General features: G+C 35.3%; 23 protein-coding genes. 8 read left to right on the forward strand and 15 right to left on the reverse strand.

The window, feature by feature from the left end; genetic code table 11:
- Nucleotides 1-3: 3 nt before the first annotated feature.
- The 4 genes from NHF50_RS14180 (at nt 4) to NHF50_RS14195 (ending at nt 2659) form a co-directional block, all read left to right on the forward strand.
- Nucleotides 4-459 (forward strand): DUF1801 domain-containing protein, encoded by a 456-nt coding sequence (locus NHF50_RS14180; RefSeq protein ID WP_252777062.1) that lies wholly within the window; start codon nt 4-6, stop codon nt 457-459.
- A gap of 69 nt (nt 460-528) precedes the next feature.
- Nucleotides 529-1668, forward strand: coding sequence for an N-acetyl-alpha-D-glucosaminyl L-malate synthase BshA (bshA, locus tag NHF50_RS14185; RefSeq protein ID WP_252777063.1), 1140 nt, complete (start codon nt 529-531; stop codon nt 1666-1668).
- A 15-nt stretch (nt 1669-1683) separates the two neighbouring features.
- The gene (locus NHF50_RS14190) at nt 1684-2115 is read left to right on the forward strand and encodes a protease complex subunit PrcB family protein (protein WP_252777064.1); all 432 of its coding nucleotides are present in this window, start codon (nt 1684-1686) and stop codon (nt 2113-2115) included.
- 16 nt (nt 2116-2131) lie between these two features.
- A complete protein-coding gene (locus NHF50_RS14195) occupies nt 2132-2659 on the forward strand; it encodes a transglycosylase domain-containing protein (RefSeq protein WP_252777065.1) in 528 nt (175 codons plus the stop codon).
- Nucleotides 2660-2860: 201 nt separating this feature from the next.
- On the opposite strand, the gene NHF50_RS14200 is transcribed toward NHF50_RS14195, so the two are convergent.
- Nucleotides 2861-3583 (reverse strand): YebC/PmpR family DNA-binding transcriptional regulator, encoded by a 723-nt coding sequence (locus tag NHF50_RS14200; RefSeq protein ID WP_109570275.1) that lies wholly within the window; start codon nt 3581-3583, stop codon nt 2861-2863.
- Between the two features lie 117 nt (nt 3584-3700).
- Between NHF50_RS14200 and NHF50_RS14205 the strand changes: the two genes are divergently transcribed.
- The gene (locus NHF50_RS14205) at nt 3701-4165 is read left to right on the forward strand and encodes an outer membrane beta-barrel protein (protein WP_252777066.1); all 465 of its coding nucleotides are present in this window, start codon (nt 3701-3703) and stop codon (nt 4163-4165) included.
- Between the two features lie 198 nt (nt 4166-4363).
- Here the strand turns inward: NHF50_RS14205 and NHF50_RS14210 are convergent, their stop codons facing one another.
- From NHF50_RS14210 to thrA, 6 genes are all read right to left on the reverse strand, one after another.
- Complete coding sequence (locus NHF50_RS14210) at nt 4364-5404, reverse strand: hypothetical protein (protein WP_252777067.1); 1041 nt, start codon at nt 5402-5404, stop codon at nt 4364-4366.
- 2 nt (nt 5405-5406) lie between these two features.
- A complete protein-coding gene (locus NHF50_RS14215; RefSeq protein ID WP_170108219.1) occupies nt 5407-7347 on the reverse strand; it encodes a S41 family peptidase in 1941 nt (646 codons plus the stop codon).
- Nucleotides 7348-7440: 93 nt separating this feature from the next.
- A complete protein-coding gene (gene gcvT, locus NHF50_RS14220; protein WP_252777069.1) occupies nt 7441-8523 on the reverse strand; it encodes a glycine cleavage system aminomethyltransferase GcvT in 1083 nt (360 codons plus the stop codon).
- 94 nt (nt 8524-8617) lie between these two features.
- The gene (gene thrC / locus NHF50_RS14225) at nt 8618-9910 is read right to left on the reverse strand and encodes a threonine synthase (RefSeq protein ID WP_109570279.1); all 1293 of its coding nucleotides are present in this window, start codon (nt 9908-9910) and stop codon (nt 8618-8620) included.
- A gap of 15 nt (nt 9911-9925) precedes the next feature.
- A complete protein-coding gene (locus tag NHF50_RS14230; RefSeq protein ID WP_252777070.1) occupies nt 9926-10846 on the reverse strand; it encodes a homoserine kinase in 921 nt (306 codons plus the stop codon).
- A 10-nt stretch (nt 10847-10856) separates the two neighbouring features.
- Nucleotides 10857-13304: a bifunctional aspartate kinase/homoserine dehydrogenase I gene (gene thrA, locus NHF50_RS14235; RefSeq protein WP_252777072.1), complete on the reverse strand. Its 2448-nt coding sequence runs from the start codon at nt 13302-13304 to the stop codon at nt 10857-10859.
- A gap of 391 nt (nt 13305-13695) precedes the next feature.
- Here thrA and hutH point away from each other — a divergent pair, with 391 nt between their 5' ends.
- On the forward strand, nt 13696-15201 hold the full coding sequence (gene hutH / locus NHF50_RS14240) for a histidine ammonia-lyase (RefSeq protein WP_252777073.1): 1506 nt from the start codon (nt 13696-13698) through the stop codon (nt 15199-15201).
- Nucleotides 15202-15271: 70 nt separating this feature from the next.
- On the opposite strand, the gene NHF50_RS14245 is transcribed toward hutH, so the two are convergent.
- From NHF50_RS14245 to NHF50_RS14275, 7 genes are all read right to left on the reverse strand, one after another.
- Nucleotides 15272-15802 carry an ester cyclase gene (locus NHF50_RS14245; RefSeq protein ID WP_252777075.1) on the reverse strand — a complete coding sequence of 177 codons (531 nt, stop codon included), beginning with the start codon at nt 15800-15802 and terminating at the stop codon, nt 15272-15274.
- 75 nt (nt 15803-15877) lie between these two features.
- On the reverse strand, nt 15878-16279 hold the full coding sequence (locus NHF50_RS14250; protein WP_109570284.1) for a DoxX family protein: 402 nt from the start codon (nt 16277-16279) through the stop codon (nt 15878-15880).
- Between the two features lie 88 nt (nt 16280-16367).
- On the reverse strand, nt 16368-16934 hold the full coding sequence (locus tag NHF50_RS14255; RefSeq protein ID WP_252777077.1) for a Crp/Fnr family transcriptional regulator: 567 nt from the start codon (nt 16932-16934) through the stop codon (nt 16368-16370).
- Nucleotides 16935-16950: 16 nt separating this feature from the next.
- Nucleotides 16951-17313 (reverse strand): DUF1304 domain-containing protein, encoded by a 363-nt coding sequence (locus NHF50_RS14260; RefSeq protein ID WP_109570286.1) that lies wholly within the window; start codon nt 17311-17313, stop codon nt 16951-16953.
- A 3-nt stretch (nt 17314-17316) separates the two neighbouring features.
- Nucleotides 17317-17499, reverse strand: a complete 183-nt coding sequence (locus NHF50_RS14265; protein ID WP_252777079.1) for a hypothetical protein — start codon at nt 17497-17499, stop codon at nt 17317-17319.
- Nucleotides 17500-18867 carry a 30S ribosomal protein S6--L-glutamate ligase gene (gene rimK, locus NHF50_RS14270; RefSeq protein ID WP_109570288.1) on the reverse strand — a complete coding sequence of 456 codons (1368 nt, stop codon included), beginning with the start codon at nt 18865-18867 and terminating at the stop codon, nt 17500-17502.
- A gap of 85 nt (nt 18868-18952) precedes the next feature.
- A complete protein-coding gene (locus NHF50_RS14275) occupies nt 18953-21505 on the reverse strand; it encodes an ATP-dependent Clp protease ATP-binding subunit (RefSeq protein WP_109570289.1) in 2553 nt (850 codons plus the stop codon).
- A gap of 254 nt (nt 21506-21759) precedes the next feature.
- On the opposite strand from NHF50_RS14275, the gene gyrA reads away from it, so the two are divergent.
- Nucleotides 21760-24297 carry a DNA gyrase subunit A gene (gene gyrA / locus NHF50_RS14280; RefSeq protein ID WP_109570290.1) on the forward strand — a complete coding sequence of 846 codons (2538 nt, stop codon included), beginning with the start codon at nt 21760-21762 and terminating at the stop codon, nt 24295-24297.
- Between the two features lie 77 nt (nt 24298-24374).
- Nucleotides 24375-25481, forward strand: a complete 1107-nt coding sequence (locus tag NHF50_RS14285) for a lipopolysaccharide assembly protein LapB (protein WP_109570291.1) — start codon at nt 24375-24377, stop codon at nt 25479-25481.
- Nucleotides 25482-25548: 67 nt separating this feature from the next.
- On the opposite strand, the gene NHF50_RS14290 is transcribed toward NHF50_RS14285, so the two are convergent.
- The gene (locus NHF50_RS14290) at nt 25549-26043 is read right to left on the reverse strand and encodes a hypothetical protein (RefSeq protein WP_109570292.1); all 495 of its coding nucleotides are present in this window, start codon (nt 26041-26043) and stop codon (nt 25549-25551) included.
- Nucleotides 26044-26097 lie beyond the last annotated feature (54 nt).

A 26097-nucleotide genomic window follows, 5' to 3' on the forward strand; every position in this document is an offset into this window, starting at 1 on the left:
AAAATGAACATACCTGCTCAATCTGTTGAAGAATATTTAGAAAAGGCTCCGGCTGACAGAAAGGAAACTTTGGCAATGTTACGTCAGGTCATTCTGGATAATTTACCCGAAAATTTCAAAGAAGAGATCTCTTATGGAATGGTAGGTTATGTAGTGCCTCACGAAGTATATCCTAACGGGTATCATTGTAACCCTAAACTACCGCTACCGTTTATGAGCTTTGCTTCGCAAAAGAACAGTATCAATTTTTATCACATGGGAATTTATGCTGATAAGGAATTATCAGATTGGTTTTTAAAGGAATATGCAAAATTTTCCGCTAAGAAGTTAGACATGGGAAAAAGCTGTATGCGGTTTAAGAAAGCTGAAGACATTCCGTTTGAACTGATCGGAAAATTAGTCCGTAAAGTCTCTGCACAACAATGGATTACCACGTATGAGGCCGCATTTAAAAAATAATTTAACGTATTTTTAAACCCGGAAATTGATATTTGGTTTACTTTTATAAGAAAAATTGATTTAAAAAGAATGAAAATTGCTATAGTTTGTTATCCTACATTTGGCGGAAGTGGAGTTGTAGCCACTGAATTAGGTTTAGAATTAGCCAAAAGAGGACACGAGATACATTTTATAACATACAGTCAGCCCGTTCGTTTGGCTTTGTTAAACCAAAATGTGTTCTATCACGAAGTTCACGTTCCCGAATATCCTTTATTTCATTACCAGCCTTACGAATTAGCCTTATCCAGTAAATTAGTCGATACCATTAAATTGTACGATATAGAATTATTGCATGTGCACTATGCAATTCCTCATGCTTATGCGGGTTATATGGCTAAGCAAATGCTGGCAGAAGAAGGAATTAAAATACCGATGATCACAACCTTACACGGGACTGATATCACTCTGGTAGGGAAGCATCCTTTCTATAAACCTGCAGTGACTTTCAGTATCAATCAATCGGATGTTGTAACCAGTGTTTCCAAAAGCTTACGAGACGATACTTATCGTTTATTTGATATTAAAAAAGACATTCAGGTGGTACCGAATTTTATTGAGTTGGATAAAGAGCCTATTATTGATTCTGTACCTTGCTACCGTTCGGTTCTGGCGGCTAAAGAAGAGCGAATTATTACGCATATCTCTAACTTCAGAAAGGTAAAACGAATTGAAGATATTGTAAGGATTTTTTATAAGATCCAGAAAGAGATTCCAGCAAAGTTGATGATGGTTGGAGACGGACCCGAGAAAGAGAAAGCCGAAATGTTATGCGAGGATCTAGGAATTCATAAAAAGGTTATTTTCTTTGGAAACAGCCACGAAATTGAAAAAATATTAGGTTATTCCGATCTGTTCCTTTTACCATCTGAAACAGAAAGTTTCGGTTTAGCGGCTTTAGAAGCAATGTCTTGCGGAGTTCCCGTGATTTCGAGTAATTCCGGAGGATTGCCGGAGGTAAATGAAGAAGGCTTCTCTGGGTATTTGAGCGATGTAGGCAATATTGAGGAAATGAGTAAAAATGCCATAAAGATTTTAAAAGAAGACTCGGTTTTAGAGCAGTTCAAACACAACGCACTGGAAACTGCCAAGAAGTTTGACATAAAAAATATATTGCCTTTGTATGAAAAGATCTACTACGAGGCATTGAACCAGACGTATTCTGTTTAAAAAATATCAATTGCTATGAAGAAGATTTTATTTTTGATCGCTTTTATGACTTTGGTTTCCTGTAATACAACCAAGCAATTTACAGAAGGTACAGATTATACATATATTATCAAGAACAGTACCGGAGGAAACGAAAAAGCTTCGGTAGCAATCATTGATAATTATAATGACCTGATCAATGAAGTGGATAAATTAAACATTTCGGATGCCATTAGTGAGGCTTTATTGAATGTGGATTTAGAACAAAACAATGTTCTTGTTCTGCATTTAGGGCAAAGAAACTCCGGTGGGTATGGAATTGAAATTGAGAAAATGTATGAGAAAAAGAATATTTTATACATTAAAACAAAAGAAATAAAACCCGGAAAAGGGGATATGGTAACTATGGCACTAACCAATCCATTTACCATTGTTCTGATTCCTAAAAAAGAGGTGGTTATTGAGTGATGTTGTTTAGTTAAGCATGAAATATGTAAAAAAGATAATTCTGATTCTAACAATTTTGATTTCTATTGGAATGTTATCTTGTTATATTTACTTAATGAATGTTTGGAAAGTAGATTTTACAGAAAATGAAGTTAAAGCATTTGTTTCAGAAATAAAAGATTCTGAGAATCTACCAAACAAATTTCACCAATTTTATAATGTTGATTCTGGTAATTCTTTAGATCGATCTGTTTGGGAGTTTTTATTTAATTCTTTTGTAAAAATTCAGACTCATCAACCAATAAGCATTTGGATAGCTCGGTTGAAATATATTCCTAAAATGGAAAAAAGAACATTTCCTAAAATAATGAATATTAAATTATCACTTGCACAGAAAATTGAAAAAAATACTACTTCAAAAGAACGTTTAAATTATGTTCTAAATAATATAGGTTTTTTGAATGGTCAAATAGGTGTACGAAATGCTTCTAAATACTATTTTGAAAAAGAAATATCTGAACTAAATGATTTTGAAATAGCATCTCTTAATTGTAATGACGAATAATCCAGCATTTTATAATCCAAAAAAACGTCCTGAAAAAGTGGAAATAAGAGCAAACTTGATTTTGAAAAAAACATCTAAAGTTAGCACTGGTTACAAGTAATACCTCAGTTTATTTTATAGCAAGTATATTTCTAAAATTTGAATAAAAAAATACCGGTCTTAATCAAGCCGGTATTTTTTATGTTGTATTTTAAAAGAAAATTACTCTTCTGAAGATTCCTGCATCGTGTGGTATACATTCATCACATCGTCATCTTCTTCAATCTTTTCTAATAATTTTTCCACATCAGCTACTTCTTCAGGGCTAAGCTCTTTAGTAACTTGCGGAATTCGGTCAAATCCGGAAGAAAGAATTTCAAGACCTCTGTGCTCTAATTCTTTTTGAATGGCACCGAAACTTTCAAAAGGAGCATACATTACAATTCCGTCTTCATCAGCAAAGATCTCTTCTACACCGAAATCGATCATTTCTAATTCTAATTCCTCTACATCCTGACCTTCTGCCGGAATTCTGAAGTTACAAGTATGGTCAAACATAAATTCAACCGATCCTTGAGTACCTAAAGTACCGTTACATTTATTGAAATAACTTCTGATGTTAGCAACCGTTCTGTTGTTATTGTCAGTAGCCGTTTCAATCAAAATGGCAATACCGTGCGGTGCATAACCTTCAAACAAAACTTCTTTATAATTAGCAGTATCTTTATCAGATGCTTTTTTAATAGCTCTTTCAACATTGTCTTTAGGCATGTTAGCCGCCTTGGCATTTTGAATAACAGCTCTTAATCTGGAATTTGTTTCAGGATTTGGTCCACCTTCTTTAACAGCAATAACGATATCTTTACCAATTCTTGTAAACGTTTTAGCCATTGCCGACCAACGTTTCATTTTACGTGCTTTTCTAAATTCAAAGGCTCTTCCCATTTCTAATGTTTTATTTTGTCAGGCAAATTTAGTAATTCCTTAAAAAAATAAAAAAATGTTTATCTTTTTTTGTGCTCTAAGTTTTTGTAATATATTTACTGCCGTAAAAAATACATTATGAGAAAACTACTTGTAACAGGTTTAGTATTGTTTAGTGCTGCATTCTATGCACAAAAGAGAGAGAAAGGTGCTATAGAATTAACGCCGAAGATCGGTTATGCTTCATCAAATTATTACAGCGATGAAGACATCAGTAATTCAGCATTGTCAAGCGTTAATATAGGAGCAGACGCAGATTTCTTTTTTAATAACCGTTGGAGTATACGTTCAGGCTTGTTTTACCAAACTATGGGAAGTAAGTATAGAGGGTACATGGGGAATAGTGTAGGAACGATAAAAGAGAAATTGCATTACCTGACAATTCCTGTAAATGCAAACTGGCATTTCGGAAGTACTCGTAAGTGGAACTTGAATTTTGGTCCTAGTTTCGGTTTCTTAACAGCTGCAGGGATCAATGATTTTGATGTAAAAGATCAGGTTAATTCATTCCCAATTAGGATTAAACTACGGAATCGGATATAAAATTGAAGTTAATGAAAGTTTTAGCATTCTGATCGATTATCAGGGAATGACAGGTTTAACGGAAGTTCCTAAAGATGCTCCTTATACATTGAAAAACACATACAGCACATTTAATGTAGGTGCTGTTCTTAAGTTATAATCTTGTAAAAAATAGATAAAAAAAGCGTTTTAGATTTCTAAAACGCTTTTTTATGACTTTTATTCACTCGGAACGTGTTTGGAAATGTATTGCTCTCCGGTTACATTCCATTTATTGATATAGGTATTCCGCATGTTGGTCACATCAGAGTTGGCTTTGTTGTAATCATTTATTTTATGATTGATCTCTTTGACCATTTGGTTATAGTTGTCTAGTTCTTCTTTAGTTCTTTCCTTTTCTGATTTTCGTTCCAAGGATACTTTTACATCTTCAAACTTAGCATTGAACGTATAAAAATCAATCATTTTAGGAGCGTATTCGGAAGCTATTTTTTGATACATTTCCATACATTTTATGGTTTCGTTAGCTAATGTTTTGTCGCCTTCTATAGGTGCAAACTCAGTTATTTTAGCTATGCCTTCTTCTGCATATTGTTGCAAGGCATTAGCATTTTGCTGAATGGCAGCAATGTCTTTGTTTTTTATAGAGCTGTCTAATAAAACATCGGTGTAATTACACTTAAAGAAAATCAGGTATAGATTGCTGTGGTACTTAAAGACATCTCCGGAGATCTTCATCTTCTTTTCAATATCAGTATCTTCTGCAGATTCAAGCAGATTAACTTTATATTTAGCAGCAAAAGCCTGTTGGGCAGCATCTAATTTTTCATGTTCCGCATCGATCTTGTCGTTAACTAATTCCCGAGTTGTAATGTAAGCTTCCATGTAATCATACGACTGTTCCGCTATTTCCTGTAAATCAATGATCTTAGCGTATTCTTCTTTGATCATTAACTCAGAAAAACTAAAATAGTCAATAACCTGATCTCGAAACTCAAGATCGCCATTAAAACCATTTGTATTCTTTTCTAAAGTAGCTTTTGCCGTTTGAATGGTTTTGATGAGATTTTTTCTGACGTTATCAATGCGTTTGGCACTTTTAGAATGGGCAACGGTTTTAGTATATTTCCACATTTCTTTGGAAATCGGTTTTTCAATTTTACTGACGTACGTCAGATATTCTCCGGCATCTTTAAATTCCTGAGCTGAAAGAAGCTGTGTCATACTGATCAATGACACAAAGAATAGAACTATTTTCATGTTTATTTGGTATTTAGTTCAACTAAAATTTTAGCTGATTCTAAGATATCAAAATTTCGTTTAAGTTGTTCAATTCTTTTGTTTGAAATTTCATTCAATACGGTATCGAACTTTAATTTTTCGAGATCAGTAGAAGTAGGAGTGATGGTTGAAACGTAAGTTTGGCTTGCTATACCTTTAAAAGAATCAAAAACGGCATCGTGCTTGTGCACATAATTGAATACTCCGTCAATAGTCAATGTGATCTTCTCAGAGGTGTTTTTTTTGAAAATGGTATTGAAATAATCTTGATAATTAGTGACCGTTTGATAGTATTGACTGGCAGTTACTCTTTTTTGACTGTTCGCAGCGATTTTAGAAAAGTTGGTATGTAACGGCTGAAAACGGGTTTTATTTTCAATAGAATCGTTTGGTAAAGCATTGTCCAGTTTGTCCTCTTTCTTACTGAAAGTATCGAAGATATCAGGAATTTCGACATCGGGTAATAATCCTGTTTTTTGATTGCTTTTTCCGGTTACTCTATAGAATTTTTCAGTAGTGATCTTAACATAATCTGTTACAGTTGAAGTAGAATCCAGTGGGAAAATTTGCTGCATGGTTGCTTTGCCGAAAGTTTTACTACCCACAAGTAAAGCCCTTTTGTAATCCTGCATGGCATTGGCAAAAAATTCGCTTCCTGAAGCCGAATTTCCGTTTACCAATACGATCATAGGTCCTCTGTAAAAAGAGCCTCTGTTAACGTCTCTGAGCAGCATATTGTTACCGTTCTTTTGGGTCATGACAGCAACCGGACCAATGTCTATAAACATTCCGCTTAATTTTATGGCTTCATTGATATCACCTCCGCCATTATTTTTCAGATCGATGATCAATCCTTGTATGTTATCTTTTTTCAGGTTTAAAAGTTCTATAGCTACGTCGTTAGTCATTGTATTACTACCATTCTCATCTGTATAGAAACTAGGGATATTAAGGTAGCCTAATTTTTTGCCTTCATAATCCATAACATAGCTGTAGCATTTGTTTTGAATGGATTTGATATTTTTTTTAACCAATTGGACTTCGTAGGTAGTGCCATCCTTTTTTTCAAATGAAAAAAGTAAATTTTTAAATTCTTGAGATTGTAAATAATTCTGAATGATATCAAAAGTAGAGCAGTTGGCGAAAACTTCATCACCATTCATCGTTTTTACTTTTACCAATTTATCAAATGGTTCAATGGCATCACTGTCAAAGGCAGAGCTTCCGGGAATAATTTCCGCAACATAGAACTCATTACTGTTGTTAATAGCAAAGTGCAATCCGAATGAAGCATTGTCCTCGCTTACGCCATTTAAAAAAGTGGTTCTGTCATTTTGAGACAGATAAGTCGTATGCGGATCAAAGTACTGACTGAAAGCTTTTAAGAACAAATCTTCAATTTCCGTTGAAAAAGTATCAGGAGTTGCCATTTTGTGTTCGCCTAAGCAATAATATTCTTCAAAAGTTTGTTTTTTGTATTGCTTTTGTAGCTGAGCAAAGTTTAAAACAATAGAATCTTTGTTTTTGGAAGTTTGTGCAATTTCGTAAAGAATATCAAAAATGATCTTTTTCTTTAAAAGATTCTTGATTTCATTTTCGGTTGTAAGATATTCAAACTTTTTATTGGAAAATTCAATAGTTTGAGTGACATTAACACTGGAAATTTCTTTTTCAATGGCTTTGATCATTGCTATTTTTCGGCTGATACCGTTTTGCAATATTTGTTCAAAATCTTTGATAAAGTTACAGTTCCCTTCTAAAATGTAATCGTCAATCTTGAGTCGGTGCCGACTTAAACGATCGTATTCACTTTTTGTTAAAACAAATCGGGGAGTGTCAAAGTTATTGATGACAGTATTAAAAACATAAACCGATAGACTGTCATCTATCGGTTTAGGCTGATAATGTTGCGTTTGAATCAAATTTTTAATAGCCGTAACTTTTTTACAAAAATTTTCTTGTGTAAAACTTAAAAGAGAGTGTAAAAAAAGTCCAACTAGTAAAATTCTTTTCATTTATTTCTTGTAAAACGGAAGTTTAACCACTTTTGCTTTAATGTCCTTGTTTCGGATTCGGATAAAAATTTCAGAATCCACGCTTGATAAAGCTGTAGGAACGTACCCTAAACCAATAGCTTTACCTAAAGAAGGTGATTGTGTTCCTGATGTTACTTTTCCAATAACTGTGCCATTAGCATCAACAATTTCGTAATCGTGGCGGGGAATTCCTCTTTCCACTAATTCAAATCCGACTAATTTTCTGGATACACCTTCTTCTTTTTGCTTTTTCAGGTTTTCAGAATTAGTGAATTCTTTATCAAATTTTGTGATCCAACCCAATCCGGCTTCGATCGGAGAGGTAGTGTCATCAATATCATTTCCGTATAAACAGAAGCCCATTTCTAAACGCAATGTATCACGTGCGGCTAAACCGATAGGTTTTATGCCAAAAGAAGCTCCGGCTTCAAAAACTTTATTCCAGATTTGTTCTGCGTCTTCATTTTTGAAATAGATTTCAAATCCGCCCGAACCTGTGTATCCTGTAGCGGAAACAATTACGTCTTTTATCCCGGCAAATTCACCGATTTGGAACGTGTAATAGCCCATATTAAGCAAATCAATAGCCGTTAAGCTTTGCATAGCTTCAGCCGCTTTAGGTCCTTGAATGGCTAATAACGAATATTCGTCAGAAGCATTTGTCATTTCAACCCCAAGATCATTGTGCTTAGAGATCCAGTTCCAGTCTTTTTCAATGTTAGAAGCGTTTACCACTAACATATAATCATTGTCGGCAATTTTATACACAATCAGATCGTCAACAATTCCACCTTCGGCATTAGGCAAACAAGAATATTGTGCTTTTCCGTCAACCAATTTAGAAGCGTCATTTGACGTTACTTTTTGAATTAATGCCAATGCATTTTCTCCTTTTAGGAAGAATTCTCCCATGTGTGAAACATCAAACACCCCCACACCATTGCGAACGATTTCGTGTTCTGCGTTTACCCCTTCGTATTGTACCGGCATATTAAAGCCTGCAAAGGGAACCATTTTAGCGCCTAATTTTTCATGAACATGAGTTAAAGCTGTATTTTTCATTTAGTAGTTCGTTTATTTTAAGGTGCTAAAGTATTCTTTTTATCCAATGTGTACAAGTTTATGAAATACAAAGTTTTTAGTGTTTTCTATTGCGTTATTTGTAAATTAAAGCCAAACTTTCTTTGAGTTCTTCGTAATTCTCAATTACAATCGATTTTTTCTCTTTATCAATAATAGCCGAAATATCATCGGGTAACGGCAATTCTTTACCAATAACTTGTTCTACAGCATCTTTAAATTTGATGGGATGTGCAGTTTCCAAAAATACCTTCACGCTATTTGGAATCGTTGCTTTCTGTGTTCCTAAATAACCAACAGCACCATGTGGATCGGCAACATATTCATATTCAGAATATAATTCTTGTATCGCTTTTTTCGTTTGTGAATCGTTGAACGAATAAGAAGAAAAGACAGATTTCAATTCCGGAACATTCTGATGGAATAATTCCAGAATACGCACAAAATTACTCGGATTGCTCACATCCATAGCATTTGATAATGTGGCAACCGTTTGCGACGGTAAATATTCTTCGGTTTCTAAAAAGCGGGGAACCGTATTGTTAGCATTCGTTGCCGCGATAAATTGTTCAATAGGTAATCCCATTTTGTAAGCTAATAAGCCGGCACAAATGTTGCCGAAGTTTCCACTTGGGCAAGAAATAACTACTTTTTGTTGTAGTTTTTTCAGTTTTTTGTAGGCTACAAAATAGTAGATCATTTGGGGTAACCAACGTGCTACATTGATAGAATTAGCAGAAGTCAGATTGTATTTTTTTAAAGAATTATCTAAAAAGGCTTTTTTTACCATGTTTTGACATGTATCAAAAGTGTCTTTTACTTCTAAAGCAAAAATATTACCGCCTAAAGTGGTCAATTGTTTCTCCTGAATATCACTTACGCGTTTAGAAGGGTAGAGGATAACCACTTTAACACCTTTAACGCCTAAAAATCCATTGGCAACCGCACCACCCGTATCACCGGAAGTAGCTACTAAAACTGTTACATTTTCATTGGAATTTCTATTAAAATAGCCCAAACAGCGCGACATGAATCGGGCGCCGACATCTTTGAAAGCCAGTGTAGGTCCGTGGAAGAGTTCTAATGAATACAAATGGTCAGTCACTTTGACAACCGGAAAATCAAAAGTCAGGGTTTCACTGATAATTTCTTTTAAGGCATATTCCGGAATTTCGTCGCCAATGAAAGGCTGTAAAACGGTATAAGCAATTTCGGTATCGGAAAGATTTTCGATAGTATCAAAAAAACTTTGTGGTAATTGCGGAATTTCCTCTGGAAAATACAAACCTTTATCAGGCGCTAATCCGTGTATTACAGCGTCTTTAAAACGAACTTTTATATTGTGATTATTGGTACTGAAATATTTCATTTTTAAATTTACGAATTATATAATTATTACACCGGTATTATTTACTTTGGAACAATGAACATCAAAAGAAGTGTAAAATTCTTTTCCTAATTCATTGAATGTATTTCTAACGATATTAGCTATTTGACTTCCTTTACATAAAGCAAAAATTGAAGGACCAGAACCGGATATCCCGGAATTTAAGGCGCCGTTTTGTAGAGCACTTTGTTTTAATTCTTCAAAATGAGGAATCAGATTTTTACGTGCTGGCTCTACAATGACATCTACTACTGAACGACCGATGAGTTCATAATTTTCGGTGTACAATCCGGCTATTAATCCGGCTACATTGCCCCACTGGGTAATAGCACTTTTTAGCGGTACTTTTTCAGGTAAAACAGCTCTGGCTTCAGAAGTTTTAACTTCAATATGCGGATGAATAACGACAACATATAGTTCACTCGGACTTTCGATATTGATCAGATCTAAAGGTTCGTATCCTCTGATTAAGGAAAAGCCTCCTAAAAGAGCCGGAGCCACATTATCAGCATGTAGGGAGCCACTAGCTATGGCTTCACCTATCATGGCAAATGGAACTAATTCTTTTTTTGTTAATGGACTGCCTGCTAAAAGGTTAATGCCGTAAACTGCTCCGGCAGCACTGGCAGCACTACTTCCGATACCGCTTCCGACTTTTATTTTTTTGTGAATTTCAATTTCAAAACCATAATCGAGCTGTAAGTGATCGACTAAAGCTTGTGCGGCTACTCCGGCAACGTTCTTTGCAGTTTCGTAGGGTAAATCAGCTCCGGTAATTTGAGTGATTGTAACTCCCGGCAATTCTTTTTTGCGAAAAACCATTTCGTCGCCAATGCCTTCTAAACATAGTCCGATGATATCGAAACCACAAGAAAGATTGGCTACTGTTGCCGGACAAAATACTTTTACTTCATTCATAATCAATTTTTTAAAAGTTACCTACACGTATTACATCTGCAAAAATTCCGGAAGCTGTTACTTCAGCACCTGCACCTGCACCTTTGATGAGTAAAGGTTGTTCTTTGTAGCGATCAGTGTAGAATAATACAATATTATCTTTTCCGTCTAAATGATAAAAAGGATGATCCTTAGCAATGAACTGTAAGCCTACTGAAGCTTTTCCGTTATCAAATTGCGCGACATATTTTAAGCGACATTCTTTTTCCTTCGCTTCTTTTAATAAAGTGTTAAAATGCTCTTTATGGGTTTCTAAGCTGTGTAAAAAGTCATTTACTGAAGTTGTTTTTAAACATTCTTCAGGTAAGAAGCTTTCGTTAGCAATATCGCTCATTTCATAAGCATAACCACTTTCCCGAATTAGAATTAGTAGTTTACGCATTACATCAACACCACTTAAATCAATTTTAGGATCAGGCTCAGTATACCCTTCAATTTGAGCTTGTTTGACTACATTAGTAAAAGTGTTACTTTCAGTGAAATTATTAAAAATAAAGTTTAAACTTCCTGATAGAACCGCTTGGATTTTATGAATTCTATCGCCACTGGCAATACAGTTTTTCAGGGTGTCAATGATTGGTAAACCGGCTCCCACATTGGTTTCGTATAAAAAAGGAACTTTATATTGACGTACTAATTCTTTCAGTTCTCTGTAATTATCAAGCGGAGACGAACAGGCAATTTTGTTACAAGTTACCACTGCAATACTGCTTTTTAAACAAGTGTTGTACCAGGTTGAAACTTCGGCATCAGCAGTATTATCAACAAATATACTGTTGCGAACATTGATTTCTTTGATCTGTGACACAAACTCTGAAAGTGAAGCTTTTTTGCCGTTTTCTAAAGTCTTTTTCCAATTGTTCAGGTCAATTCCTTCTTTGTTAAAATACATTTTACGGCTGTTTGATAAGCCCAAAATGCGGACAGAAATGTTTAAGTTTTGCTTTAAAAACTCTTGCTGATTTGCTATTTGTTCAATGAATTTACTTCCTACATTACCAGCACCGACTACAAAAAGGTTCAATTGTTTAGTTACAGATTCAAAAAATACTTCATGTAAAGCATTTAGTGCTTTAACAACATCTTTTGAGTTGATCACAGCCGAAATATTTCGTTCGGAAGCCCCTTGAGCAATAGCGCGGACATTTACGTTGTTTCGACCCAATGTACTGAACATTTTTCCGCTTAATCCTTGATGATTCTTCATGTTGTCTCCCACAAGGGCAATAATGCTCAATTCTTTTTCTAACTGACAAGCGTTGAGCTGTCCGTGTGCTATTTCTTTACTGAAAACTTCATCGACATACTTTTTAGCTTTTTCGGCCTGATTTTCCAGAATTCCGATGCAGATCGAATGCTCTGAGGATGCCTGAGTAATGAAGATAACATTAATATGATGTAACGAAAGCGTTTCGAATAATTTTCGTGCTATGCCTGAGACACCAACCATTCCGCCTCCTTCAAGCGTTAATAAAGCGATCTTATCAATGTTACTGATTCCTTTTACGGATTGTTGTAGATCTTTCTCCTGATTCGAAATAAGCGTTCCGTGTTCGTTAGGAGCAAATGTATTTTTGATCCAGATCGGTATTTCTTTTTTAAGAGCCGGTTGTATAGTTGGCGGATATAAAACTTTAGCCCCGAAATGTGATAATTCCATGGCTTCCTGATATGAAATAGCAGGAATTGGCTGGGCTTGTTTTACGATCTTAGGATTGGCAGCATACATTCCGCTGACATCTGTCCAGATCTCAAGAGCAGTTGCTGAAACACCATTAGCTAAGATGGCTGCAGTATAATCAGAACCGCCACGTCCTAATGTTGTATTGCTTCCGTTTCGGGAGCTGGCAATGAATCCGGGTAAAACAAATAAAGTTTTATCATTAGTAAAGAAATAATCTTCTATATGCTGATAGGTTTCCGGGTAGAAAACATTGGCATTGCCAAAATTTTCATCAGTTACGATCAGAGTACGACTGTCTACAAACGGATTTTCAATGTTGAATCGCTGTGCAAAAAAAGCAGCAATAATGGTTGAAGAGAGTAATTCACCGTAACCAATGATCGCATCGTGAATTTTAGGTTGTACATCTCCTAAAAGATAGCAGCCTTCCAGTAGTGTTTCTAAGTGTTTAAAATGTTTACGAATTGTTTTTTGTAATGCATCATCTGATTCTAAAACTAATTCGTGAATCAGGTTTTCATGTTGCTGCTTCAGAGCTAGTAATCTGGTTTTGTATTCTTTGTCTTTATTAGCAACTAAGACGGTCAATTGGACCAGTTGATCAGTTACCCCGCTACAAGCCGATACCACAATGAGTGTCTTTTGTAGCTCTTTTTTTTGCTGAACGATAGCAGCAACGAGTCCTATATTTTGAGCATTGGCTACAGAAGTGCCTCCAAACTTTAATACTAACATAATACGATAAATAAATTATAGAAAATTTTCTTGCTAAAAAATAGCAATACAGGCTGTGGATGATATGTGAAAATTAAACCCCGAATGGGGTAGTAGTTGTAACCGTAATCGTTACAATAGTCGAAATGCCGCATGAAGTAATTACTTGCGGTATAGAAATGAAATTGTATTTCGACTGGTTTTGAATCATATAGCAAATTTAATAAAATTTATGAAATTCTGACTTTTAATATTATTTTTACGGATGTTTTAATAAATAGTAATGAAAAATGCAATAAAATTTCAAAATGGATTATTTAAGTGTTAATTTTTGTTGATGTGTCAATAAATGTATCCGGAATATTTGTTTTTTAGTTGCGGTTTTTTGAATTTTGGACTTTAAATTTTTAGAATGGAAAATGTTCATTATATAAGTTCAGATTTATTGTCGATAGATAGGATTAACGAAATCATTTCTTGTGACTATCAGTTGGCACTTTCTGAGGAGGCTATTGTAAATATCGAAAAATGCAGAGCTTATCTGGATCAGAAAATGAAAGATAACGCAACGCCTATCTATGGTATCAATACCGGTTTCGGTTCGTTGTGTAATGTAAAAATATCAGGAGAAAACTTATCACAATTACAAAACAATTTGGTAAAATCACATGCTTGCGGTACCGGCGCGGAAGTACCTCAGGAAATTGTGAAGATCATGTTGTTGCTGAAAATCCAATCGTTAAGTTACGGACATTCCGGAGTACAGTTGGTTACCGTTCAGCGTTTGATAGATTTTTATAACAATAATGTTTTACCTGTTGTTTATGAGTTAGGTTCGTTAGGTGCTTCAGGAGATCTGGCTCCATTGGCACATTTGTCTTTGCCTTTAATAGGTGAGGGCGAAGTGTATGCGGATGGTTTCAGACAACCGACGAAAAAAGTTTTGGAAAAGATGGGATGGAATCCCATTCATCTGGAATCAAAAGAAGGCTTGGCTTTGTTAAACGGTACACAGTTCATGAGTGCTTTTGGTGTATTTTGTTTGATTAAAGCCAATAAGATATGTTATCTGGCAGACGTGATCGGTGCTATTTCTTTAGAAGCATTTGATGGTAGAATAGAGCCCTTCAATGAATTAATTCATTTGGTTCGTCCGCATAAAGGTCAGGTTCAAACTGCCGAAAGAATGAGGGAATTGCTAGAAGATAGTGAAATTATAGCCCAATCTAAAAAGCATGTTCAGGATCCGTATTCGTTCCGTTGTATTCCTCAAGTTCACGGTGCAAGTAAGGATGCTATTGACTACGCGAAAAAAGCATTTCGAACAGAGATTAATTCTGTAACGGATAACCCGAATATTTTTGCAGCCGAAGATGTTATAATATCCGGAGGAAATTTTCACGGACAACCTTTGGCTTTGGCATTGGATTTTATGGGGATAGCGTTGGCAGAATTAGGAAATATATCTGAAAGAAGAACATATCAATTGATCTCGGGATTACGTGATTTACCGGCATTCCTAGTGAATGATCCTGGATTGAATTCAGGTTTTATGATTCCTCAATATACTGCTGCAAGTATTGTAAGCCAAAATAAGCAATTGGCTACACCGGCAAGTATTGATAGCATTGTATCGAGTAACGGTCAGGAAGATCATGTGAGTATGGGAGCCAATGCGGCAACAAAAACGTTACGTATCGTAGAAAATGTGGAACGAATTTTAGCTATTGAATTGTTAAATGCTTCACAAGCTATTGAATTCAGACGTCCGTTAAAATCCAGTGAGTTCATTGAATCATTCCTGAAATCATACAGAGAAGAAGTTTCTTTTGTGGAAGAAGACAGGATTTTACATTATGATATTGAAAAATCAGTTGCTTTTCTGCAAAGTTTACAGCTCGATGAAAATATGTTATAATATAAAAAGCTCCGAATTTCGGAGCTTTTTAGTTTAAAGTTTGTTTTGGAGCTTTGGTCAGTTGTTATTATTATTCAGCAAGACCAATTTGTTTTAAGAAGGCCTGATTGTCCCAAAAAAGATATTCTTCATACATAACACCTTTGTCATTCCAAAGTCCTACAGTACACATAGGTAATTTAAAAGCTTTTCCTGTAGGCGGGATGAATTTACCATTTCCGATAGGCATAGGTTCTGTGAACGTTCCTAGAAGTTCACCTACAACAGCAGTCATGGTACCTGAACCTAATTTTATAGGATGTTGCTCAATACGTGTATCCGGAGCAAAGACAAACATGGGTGCCAATTCTTTAATATGATCTTCAATACCCACAGTTGTGTGTCCGTCAGGGTAGTGGACTAAAATATCATTAGCGTGACTCTCGTGTAGTCTTTTCCATTCTTGGGTAGAGTAGACTACAAAGTCAAGCATGTCGAAAGTTTTTAGATTTTTCGCAACTTCTTCGTTTTCTTTTGCTAATTTCTCTAATTGAGATGTTAAAGTCTGTATCTCAGTTTGGTATTTTTCTTCGATCTGTTTGTTATCTGAACAACTGACCATGCTGACAGCGGTAATTATAACTGCTAAATTGTAGTTTAATTGATTTTAACGCTTTCATTTTATATCTAGTTTTAATTAATCCCAGTTATTCGTTGTTGAAATGGCATATTTTCCGGCTCCGGTAAAGAATAAGGCTACTGAAGTGAAAAAGTATAAGCCTAAAAGTTCTACAGCCCAACCTCCGGTTTCGCTTAGAGTAAAAAGAATTGAGCTATGAACCATGAAAATAGCGACCAAACAGTTTATAGCATAAATTGCTGCTGCAATTCGGGTTCTGAATCCGATTAATATAGCTATAGGAGCTAATAATTCACCTACTAAAGCACCATAAGCTATAAAAGCAGGTAAGCCTTTTTCGGTGAGAAGTCCTTTAACAAATTCCAGTCCGCCATTTAATTTACCGATACCGTGTAATATCATTAATACGGCTAACAAAATTCTTAGGATAAGTAATCCTGTATCTGTATTCTTTTTCATTTTGTTTAAATGTTATATTACTTTGTTTTTAATTACACTACAAAGTTCCGTTATATAACAATAAAAAAAATTGAAGTAGTTTAAGAAATTATCTCTGGATTGATTTTTTTCTCAGAATACTGATAAATTCGGCAGTAATCCCTAGATAACTGGCGATATTCTTTAAAGAAATTCGTTGAAGAATATCCGGATGATTAGCGATAAGGTTAAAGTAGCGTTGTTCAGCAGTTAGTATAAAATGTTCGGCGATTCTTTTTTGTTGAAATATCATAGCATTGCGATACAATTCACTGGTATATTTGATAAAAGCAGGTATTTCTTCGGATAATTTATCCCAATTCCTTTTAGAGATTGCCAGAATGGTCAGATCTTCCAATGCTTGATAATTGTAAGTAGCGTCAGTTCCGTGTGCAAAACTTTCCATATCGCCGAACCAATAATTTTGAAAACCAAATTCGATATTGTGTTCTTTTCCGTTAAAGTCAATAATATACCCTCTGATACATCCGCTAAGAATGAAATATTGATACAGTTCTTTATCCCCTGATGTAAGAATGTGTTCTTTCTTTTTAAATTCTTTCTCTTCTGTCAGATTCAGAATGTAATTGATCTCATTTTCAGTAAAGTCACTGTATTTTAAGAGATGGTCTTTCATTAAAGTGTTATTGTTTTTAAATTGCTAATACAGCTATGATAGCAATTAAAGCCGGTAATGTTTGTATAAATAATATTTTTTTTGAAGCTGAATAAGCGCCGTAAATTCCCGCGATTGCTATACACCCCAGAAAAAACAATGCTATATTTTTGCTCCAGAAAATATCAGAAACAAGCAAGGACCAAAGTAATCCTGCTGCCAAGAAACCATTATACAGCCCTTGATTAGCTGCCATTGCTTTTGTCGGGGCAAATAAGTCTTTTGGGAAACTTCTGAAAACTTTAGGACCACGGGTAGTCCACAGAAACATTTCCAGTACAAGAATGTAGAGGTGTAGCAGGGCAATGCATCCGATCAGAATTTTAACTAAGATTTCCATAGGCTATTTCATGTTTTTGATGATGCTTACGATAAGGAAAATTAAACCGCCGGCTTCCGTGAGCATTCCGGTTGTAAGCATAATTTTTGCACCCGGCCAGTGCATTAGCTTAAATAAAGCACCGATTATGGTAAGTACCATTCCGAGAATAAGTAAAACTAAAGGTATTCCGTATTCTTTCTTCATTTACTTCCATTTAAAATTTTTCTCAATGGCTTTGATCATTTCTCCGGCAATATCTTTCTGTGTAGCGCCTTCAATTCCTTCTAAGCCCGGAGAAGAATTCACTTCTAAGAGTAAAGGGCCTTTGGTAGAACGAATGATGTCAACTCCTGCCACCTTCAGATTCATGGCTTTAGCAGCCCGAATGGCTATTTTCTTTTCTTCCGGAGTAACTTTAACGATAGAAGCTGTTCCTCCCATGTGAATATTGGCTCTGAATTCGCCGGGTGCTGCTTCGCGTTGCATGGCAGCTACTACTTTTCCGTCTACTACAAATAAGCGTAGATCTTTACCGTTAGCTTCCTTGATGAATTCTTGAACTAAAATATTAGCATTTAAACTTTTAAATGCATTGATAACGGATTCAGCTGCTTTTTTGGTTTCTGCTAAAACGACGCCTTTCCCTTGTGTTCCTTCTAATAGTTTTACAATCAACGGCGAGCCACCAACCATTTTAATCAAATCATCAGTGTCCAGAGGTGAATTTGCAAAACCTGTGGTAGGGATGTCAACTCCGTTGTTTAATAACAGTTGCAATGAAAATAATTTATCTCTGGATTGACTAATAGCTGCTGCATTGTTTAATGTAAATACTTTTAAGGCCTCAAATTGACGGGTTAAAGCACAACCGTAATAAGTCATACTTGGACGAATTCTGGGAATGATAGCATCAAAATCATTTAAAACTTTACCACCTCTGTAATGAATTTCAGGAGTTTCGGCATCTAGTTTCATGTAGCAGTATTTGATGTTTAAAAAGTGCATTTCGTGCCCTCTCAGTTCTCCGGCTTCTATGATGCGTTTATTGCTGTATAGTTCGGGATTGCTGGCTAAAAGCCCTATTCGTAAGCCTTTTTTGTTGATGATGTCAGAATAGTAATATTCTTTGAGCTTTTCATTTGTCGGTTGACCTAAAACGTATTTTTTTTCAGGATCTACTAAAATTCTTCCGGACATTGCTTCACGACCTAACAACATACGGAATCCCATGGAATCGCGATTGGTTAGTGTAACTTCCACTTCCCAGTGTTTGCCCCCGATCTCCAATTGTGTTCTGATAACGTAACGCTTTTCCCGAAAACCACTTGAGCTTTTTACAATGCGTTGGTCTATTAAAGGAGCTTCGCAATGGATAACGGTTTTAACATTGTTTTGAATAGGATTGATATCAAATTTTACCCATTCTTCATTATCTTTCTGAAAAGGTCTGATATTAACAGCGTGCAAAGCAGAAGTTTTAGCTCCGGAGTCTACCCGAGCTTTAATAGTTGGAATTCCTAAAGTAGGGAAGGAGCACCATTCTTCACTACCCACAATAACTTTGTCTAACATGGAATAGAAAATAGAATTAAAAATATTTCTAAAGTACTACTTTTTTTTGATTTTAAAAGAAGTTGTTATAAAAAAGAAAACCTGCTTATTCAGCAGGTTTTTCTTTTTTCTTAATTGAAATATTCAGTTCGTTATTTTTTTCGTCCAGATCCATAAAGATCTCATCTCCTTCGTGAATTTTTGAGGTTATGATCTCTTCTGCTAAAGCATCTTCTACATATTTTTGGATCGCTCTTTTTAAAGGTCTGGCTCCGAATTGTTTGTCAAAGCCTTTATCGGCAATATAGTCTTTTGCTTTTTCAGACAATTTTAAGTTATAACCTAAATCTTTTATGCGGTCATAAAGCTTAGCCATTTCGATATCAATTATTTTGTCGATATCTTCTTTTTCTAAAGAGTTGAATACAATAACATCATCAATACGGTTTAGGAATTCCGGAGCAAATGCTTTTTTTAAGGCATTTTCAATGATTCCTTTTGAATGCTCGTCTGCTTGTGCTGTTTTTGCAGATGTTCCGAATCCGACACCTTGTCCGAAGTCTTTTAATTGACGGGCTCCTACATTAGAGGTCATGATAATGATCGTATTTCTAAAATCGATTTTACGACCTAAACTGTCGGTTAAGTGACCGTCATCTAGAACCTGAAGCATCATGTTGAATACATCCGGATGTGCTTTTTCAATTTCGTCTAACAGAACAACACAATAAGGTTTTCTTCTCACTTTTTCGGTCAATTGCCCGCCTTCTTCATAACCGACGTATCCCGGAGGCGCACCTACTAATCTTGAAATGGCAAATTTTTCCATGTATTCACTCATGTCAATTCGTATCAAGGCATCTTCAGAGTCAAATAACTCTTTTGCTAAAACTTTAGCTAATTGTGTTTTACCGACACCGGTTGATCCTAAGAATATAAAAGAACCGATAGGTTTGTTCGGGTCTTTTAATCCGGCACGATTACGCTGGATCGCTTTTGCAATTTTTTCAACAGCATTATCCTGACCGATAACTTTTCCTTTAATCAATTCCGGAAGTTTAGCTAATTTATTGCTTTCTGTTTGAGCGATTCTATTAACAGGAATACCGGTCATCATAGAAACTACGTCGGCAACATTGTCTTCGGTTACAACAACTTTGTTGTTTTTAGAATCTTCTTCCCATTTTTCCTGAGCGATAGCTAATTCTTTTTCGATTTTTTTCTCGTCGTCACGTAATTTTGCGGCTTCTTCATATTTCTGCTTTTTGACGACACTGTTTTTATTTTCGCGAACTTCTTCTAATTGGCGTTCCAATTCCAGAATTTGTTTCGGAACATCAATATTGGTTATATGTACACGAGATCCGGCCTCGTCTAAGGCATCAATAGCTTTGTCCGGAAGGAAGCGGTCGGTCATATAACGATTCGTTAATTTAACACAGGCTTCAATAGCTTCCGGTGTATAGATAACATTGTGGTGATCTTCATATTTAGCCTTGATGTTGTTCAAAATAGTAATAGTCTCTTCAACAGAAGTCGGTTCAATGATTACTTTTTGAAAACGTCTTTCCAGAGCACCGTCCTTCTCAATATATTGGCGGTATTCGTCTAATGTTGTTGCTCCCACACATTGAATTTCTCCTCTTGCTAAAGCAGGTTTGAACATGTTTGAAGCATCAAGTGAACCAGTGGCGCCACCAGCACCGACGATCGTGTGGATCTCATCAATGAAAAGGATGATGTCATCATTTTTTTCCAGTTCGTTCATGACCGCTTTCATGCGTTCTTCAAACTGTCCTCTGTATTTGGTTCCGGCAACTAAACTGGCTAAATCCAGAGTCACTACTCTTTTATTGAATAGAATGCGGGAAACTTTTTTCTTTACGATTCGCAGCGCTAAGCCTTCAGCAATGGCTGATTTACCCACACCCGGTTCTCCTATAAGCAAAGGGTTGTTTTTCTTTCTTCTGCTTAATATTTGAGAAACACGTTCAATTTCTTTTTCTCTGCCAACTACAGGGTCTAATTTCCCTTCTTCAGCCAATTCTGTTAAATCGCGTCCAAAGTTATCTAAAACCGGGGTTTTAGACTTTTTATTGGCTTTGCTTCCGGATGATGGAGAATTGAAACTTTCTCCTCTTGCAGAAAGATCATCATTTTCGGCATCATCATTAAAAGATTCAGCTTTCGGAAGGTTGTCTATAAAGTCATTTTCGTTTGTTAACATAGCTGTATATTGTTCCTTTACTGTTTCGTAATCAATTTTTAACTTGTTCAATAGTTTTGTGGTAGGGTCATTTTCATTTCTTAAAATGCAAAGTAACAAATGCGCAGTACTTATGATAGAACTATTGTATAATTTTGCTTCTAAAAAAGTTGTTTTCAGAGCCCTTTCCGCTTGTCTTGTCAGGTGTAGATTTTTTTTGTCATTACTTTGAGAACCTGAAGAATTGGCAGGACTCAATATTTCAACTTTTCGTCTTAAATGATCAAAATCTACCGCAAGATTGTTCAGAATGACCATGGCTTTGCCTTGACCTTCTCGCAGTAACCCCAGCATAAGGTGCTCTGTGCCAATGAAGTCGTGCCCCAAGCGCAAAGCTTCTTCTTTACTATATGAGATTACATCTTTTACTCTTGGTGAAAAATTATCGTCCATAACATTTTAAATCTATTCGTAAATATACTAAGATATAGGTAAAATAACAAAAAATGTGCCTTTAATGCTATTGTATGACTAAATGACAAAAAAATATTTAATTATAAAAATTTAGAAAGCTTTAGTTATTATCATTTTTTAAACAGAATTGTTAATAAATCATGTAAATTTATAAGATAAAAAATCTATAGAATTAATAAAAAAGCGTATATTGGCACGTTTAAGAATTAATGATAAAATTTATTTAAATACTTATGTCTGAAGGAGAAAAGTTAATACCTATTAACATAGAAGAAGAAATGAAATCAGCCTACATTGATTATTCAATGTCGGTAATCGTTTCCAGAGCTCTTCCTGATGTTAGAGATGGGTTAAAGCCTGTACACCGTAGAGTATTATTTGGAATGCACGAATTAGGAATACGTTCCAACAGTGCGTATAAAAAATCAGCCAGAATTGTAGGAGAGGTTTTAGGTAAGTACCACCCGCATGGAGATTCTTCGGTTTATGATGCTATGGTGCGTATGGCTCAGGATTGGAGTTTACGTTATTTAATGGTTGACGGACAAGGTAACTTTGGTTCAGTTGATGGTGATAGTCCGGCAGCAATGCGTTATACTGAGGCCAGAATGAAAAAGATATCAGAGGAGATGTTAGCTGATATCGAAAAAGAAACAGTAGATTTTCAATTGAACTTTGATGACTCTTTGGAGGAACCAAAAGTTTTACCGACTCGTGTGCCCAACTTGTTAATTAACGGAGCTTCTGGGATTGCAGTAGGTATGGCAACAAATATGCCGCCACATAACTTGTCTGAAGTTATTGACGGAACACTGGCTTACATCGATAATAATGATATTGAGATCGATGAATTGATGAATCATATCAAAGCGCCGGATTTTCCAACCGGTGGTGTTATTTATGGATATGAAGGTGTTAGAGAGGCCTTTAAAACCGGTAGAGGTCGTGTGGTTATGCGTGCTAAAGCTAACTTTGAAGAGTCTAACGGTAAAGAAGCCATTGTTGTAACAGAAATTCCGTATCAAGTTAACAAGGCTGAAATGATCAAAAAAACAGCGGATCTGGTTAACGAAAAAAAGATCGAAGGAATTTCTACTATTCGTGATGAGTCGGATAGAAAAGGGATGCGTATTGTATACGAACTGAAAAGAGATGCAGTTCCTAATGTAGTTTTGAATACATTATTCAAGTATACTCAATTACAATCTTCGTTCAGTGTGAATAACATTGCATTGGTAAAAGGAAGACCGGAAATGCTAAATCTTAAAGATTTAATTCATCATTTCGTAGAACACCGTCACGATGTTGTTGTTCGCAGAGCACAATTTGATTTAAGAAAAGCAGAAGAAAGAGCCCATATTTTAGAAGGTTTAATTATTGCTTCTGATAATATTGATGAAGTAATTGCTTTAATACGTTCTTCAAAAGATGGAGAAGAAGCTCGTAACAAATTGATCGAGCGATTCAAATTGTCTGAAATTCAAGCCAGAGCTATCGTAGAAATGCGCTTACGCCAGTTAACAGGGCTGGAACAAGATAAGCTTCGTGCAGAATACGATGAAGTAATGAAACTGATTGCGTACTTGAAAGAGTTACTTGCTAACAAGGATATGCGTATGCAGGTAATCAAAGACGAGTTAGTTGAAATAAAAGATAAATACGGAGACGAAAGACGTTCAGTAATTGAATATGCCGGCGGAGATGTAAGTATTGAAGATTTGATTGCTGACGAACAAGTTGTGGTAACTATCTCTCATGCAGGTTATATTAAACGTACTTCGTTGTCTGAATATAAGACACAGAACAGAGGAGGAGTAGGGCAAAAAGGTTCGGCAACAAGAGATCAGGATTTTCTGGAACATCTTTTTGTAGCTACAAATCACCAATATCTATTGTTCTTTACGCAAAAAGGAAAATGTTTCTGGATGCGTGTATTTGAAATTCCGGAAGGAACGAAAGCAAGTAAAGGTAGAGCTATTCAAAACTTAATCAATATCGAAAGTGATGATAAAGTAAAAGCCTTTATTTGTACAAAAGACCTTAAGGATGAAGAATACATCAATAGTCGTTTTGTAATTATGGCTACTAAAAAAGGGATTGTGAAAAAGACACCTTTAGAGCAATACTCTAGACCTCGTCAAAACGGTATCAATGCAATAACTATTCGCGAGGACGATGAATTACTGGAAGCAAAATTAACTACCGGTAATAGTCAGGTACTAATCGCTGTTAAATCCGGTAAATTAGTTCGTTTTGAAGAAGAGAAAACACGTCCTATGGGACGTACGGCCTCCGGTGTAAGAGGTATTACTCTTGCAGACGATAAAGATGAAGTTATCGGAATGGTTTCTATTGATGAGAAAGATATAAATGATTCTCAAATTTTAGTAGTTACTGAAAACGGGTATGGTAAACGTACTAAATTAGAAGAAGACGGAGAACCGGTTTATCGTATCACGAACAGAGGTGGTAAAGGAGTTAAAACTTTAAATATTACAGATAAAACAGGTGCATTGATCTCTGTAAATGCAGTTACAGATGAAGATGATCTGATGATTATCAATAAATCCGGTTTAACAATCAGAATGCGAGTGGACGACTTAAGGGTAATGGGTAGAGCTACACAAGGAGTTCGTTTAATTAATATAAAAGGAAACGATTCTATTGCAGCTGTTACTAAAGTTCTACGAGAAGAGGAAGAAGAATTACCTGAAGGAGAAGAGAATACCGAAGGGATGAATACTGATGAGAATAACGAAACTCAAGAATAAATAAAGAGCCCAATTTTTAATTGGGCTTCTTTTTAAATGAAACCAAATAAAATTTTAAAAATAACTGTAAACAAATTATGAAAAGATTAATTTTAGCTACAGCATTTTTCTGTTCGGTAGCGACTTTTGCTCAGAAAGATGAGTTAAAAACACTAAAGAAGATTTATGGAAAGGAAACGATCTCTCAAAAGGATCTAGAAGCTTATAAAGCAGCTTTAAATTCATTAGAACCTTTGGCTAAAGAAGAGGGAGATAAAGTTTATACAAAGTTTTATAAAGTAATGTATCCTACATTAGAGCTTTATTCAAAAGGAGATAAGGCTACATTACAAGATCAGATCAAACTGTATAACCCTCAGTTTATTACTGAATATGGTAATGTAATAGATGAAACAATGGCTTATGAAGCTAAAGTAGGGAAGAAAATATATACGGATGATCTGGTTCAGGAAAAGCAATCTTTTAAAAATCAGTTGAGCATGATTGCTAATTCAGCGTATACTGGTAAAAAATATAAAGAAGCTTCTTCTTTTTTCTATGCGCTGTATCTTTTTGATGAAAAGAATGAAGGGAATTCTTTAGAAAATGCTGCAATCACTGCTGTTCAGGGAGAAGATTATAAAGCAGCTGAAAAGTTATATGAAGAGTTGGTAAATAGTGATTACATGAAAAACGGGGTTATTTACTATGCTGTTAATAAAGCTAGCGGACAAGAAGAACAACTTCCTAATCGAGAAACAAGAACAAAGTCAATCGCAACCGGAGTTTATGAAAAACCAAGAGATGTAAAAGTGTCTACTAAATTACCGGATACTTATAAAATGTTAGCTTCTTTGGCAGACCATAATAAAAATATGGAAAAGGCTAAAAAATATTATGAGAAAGCAGTAGAATTGAATCCTGCTGATATGGATCTTAAAAAAGCTGAGGCCAGAATTTATTTCAATGAAGCTTATGAATTGTTAAAAGACGATCAGAAATTGGTTGATGAAATTAATTCTTTCCGAGATGATAAACCAAAATATGATGAATTGATGGCTAAAAGAAAAGAGATTTTCAAAAAAACCATTCCGTTATTTGAAAAAGCATACAGTTTAGATTCTAGTGATGTTAATACTAAGAATCTTTTAAAAATGGCTTATCAGGTTACCGGTCAGAATGAAAAAGCAAATAAGATCAATTAGAAATTAGAGATATAAAAAAAACTCCGAGTGTTACACGGAGTTTTTTTTAAAGGAATTTTATATTTGATTAATTCCATTTATAACGAATCCCTAATGCGATATCCGGACCGAAATTATCTTTGTAATCAGCATAATCACCACCTAAATAAAATTCAGGTCTGAAATCTAAAGATAATTGTAGAGGAATATCAAAATTATATTCAATACCTATATCTCCTCCTAATAAAACAAAAGAACCGCTTCCGTCTCCATATTTACTATCTACACTCCAGCTTCCTACACCAGCTCCTACACCGGCATACCAGTTGAAACCTCCGTCAATGTTCCAAACCCATTGGTATAAACCTACAAGTTTAAAAGCGTCAACGTGATCACTATTTCTCCAGCCTAAGTCAAATTCTAATCTGTTCGGAGAACTAAGTGCTCTTTGGTAAGAGATCTCACCACCAAAACCATCATTATCCCCTAAGCGTAAACCTAAAGCGTTTTTTGAAATGTCCTGAGCCTGTGCATTGAAAGCTAAACCTAATAGCATAATGGCGCTAATAAAAATTTTCTTCATAATTTTACATGTTTTAATGTTACAAATTTATACAATCTTTTGGGACATCTTTTT

The sequence above is a fragment of the Flavobacterium sp. NRK F10 genome (genome assembly GCF_024054235.1).
In the GTDB taxonomy this organism is placed as follows: Bacteria; Bacteroidota; Bacteroidia; order Flavobacteriales; family Flavobacteriaceae; genus Flavobacterium; species Flavobacterium sediminis.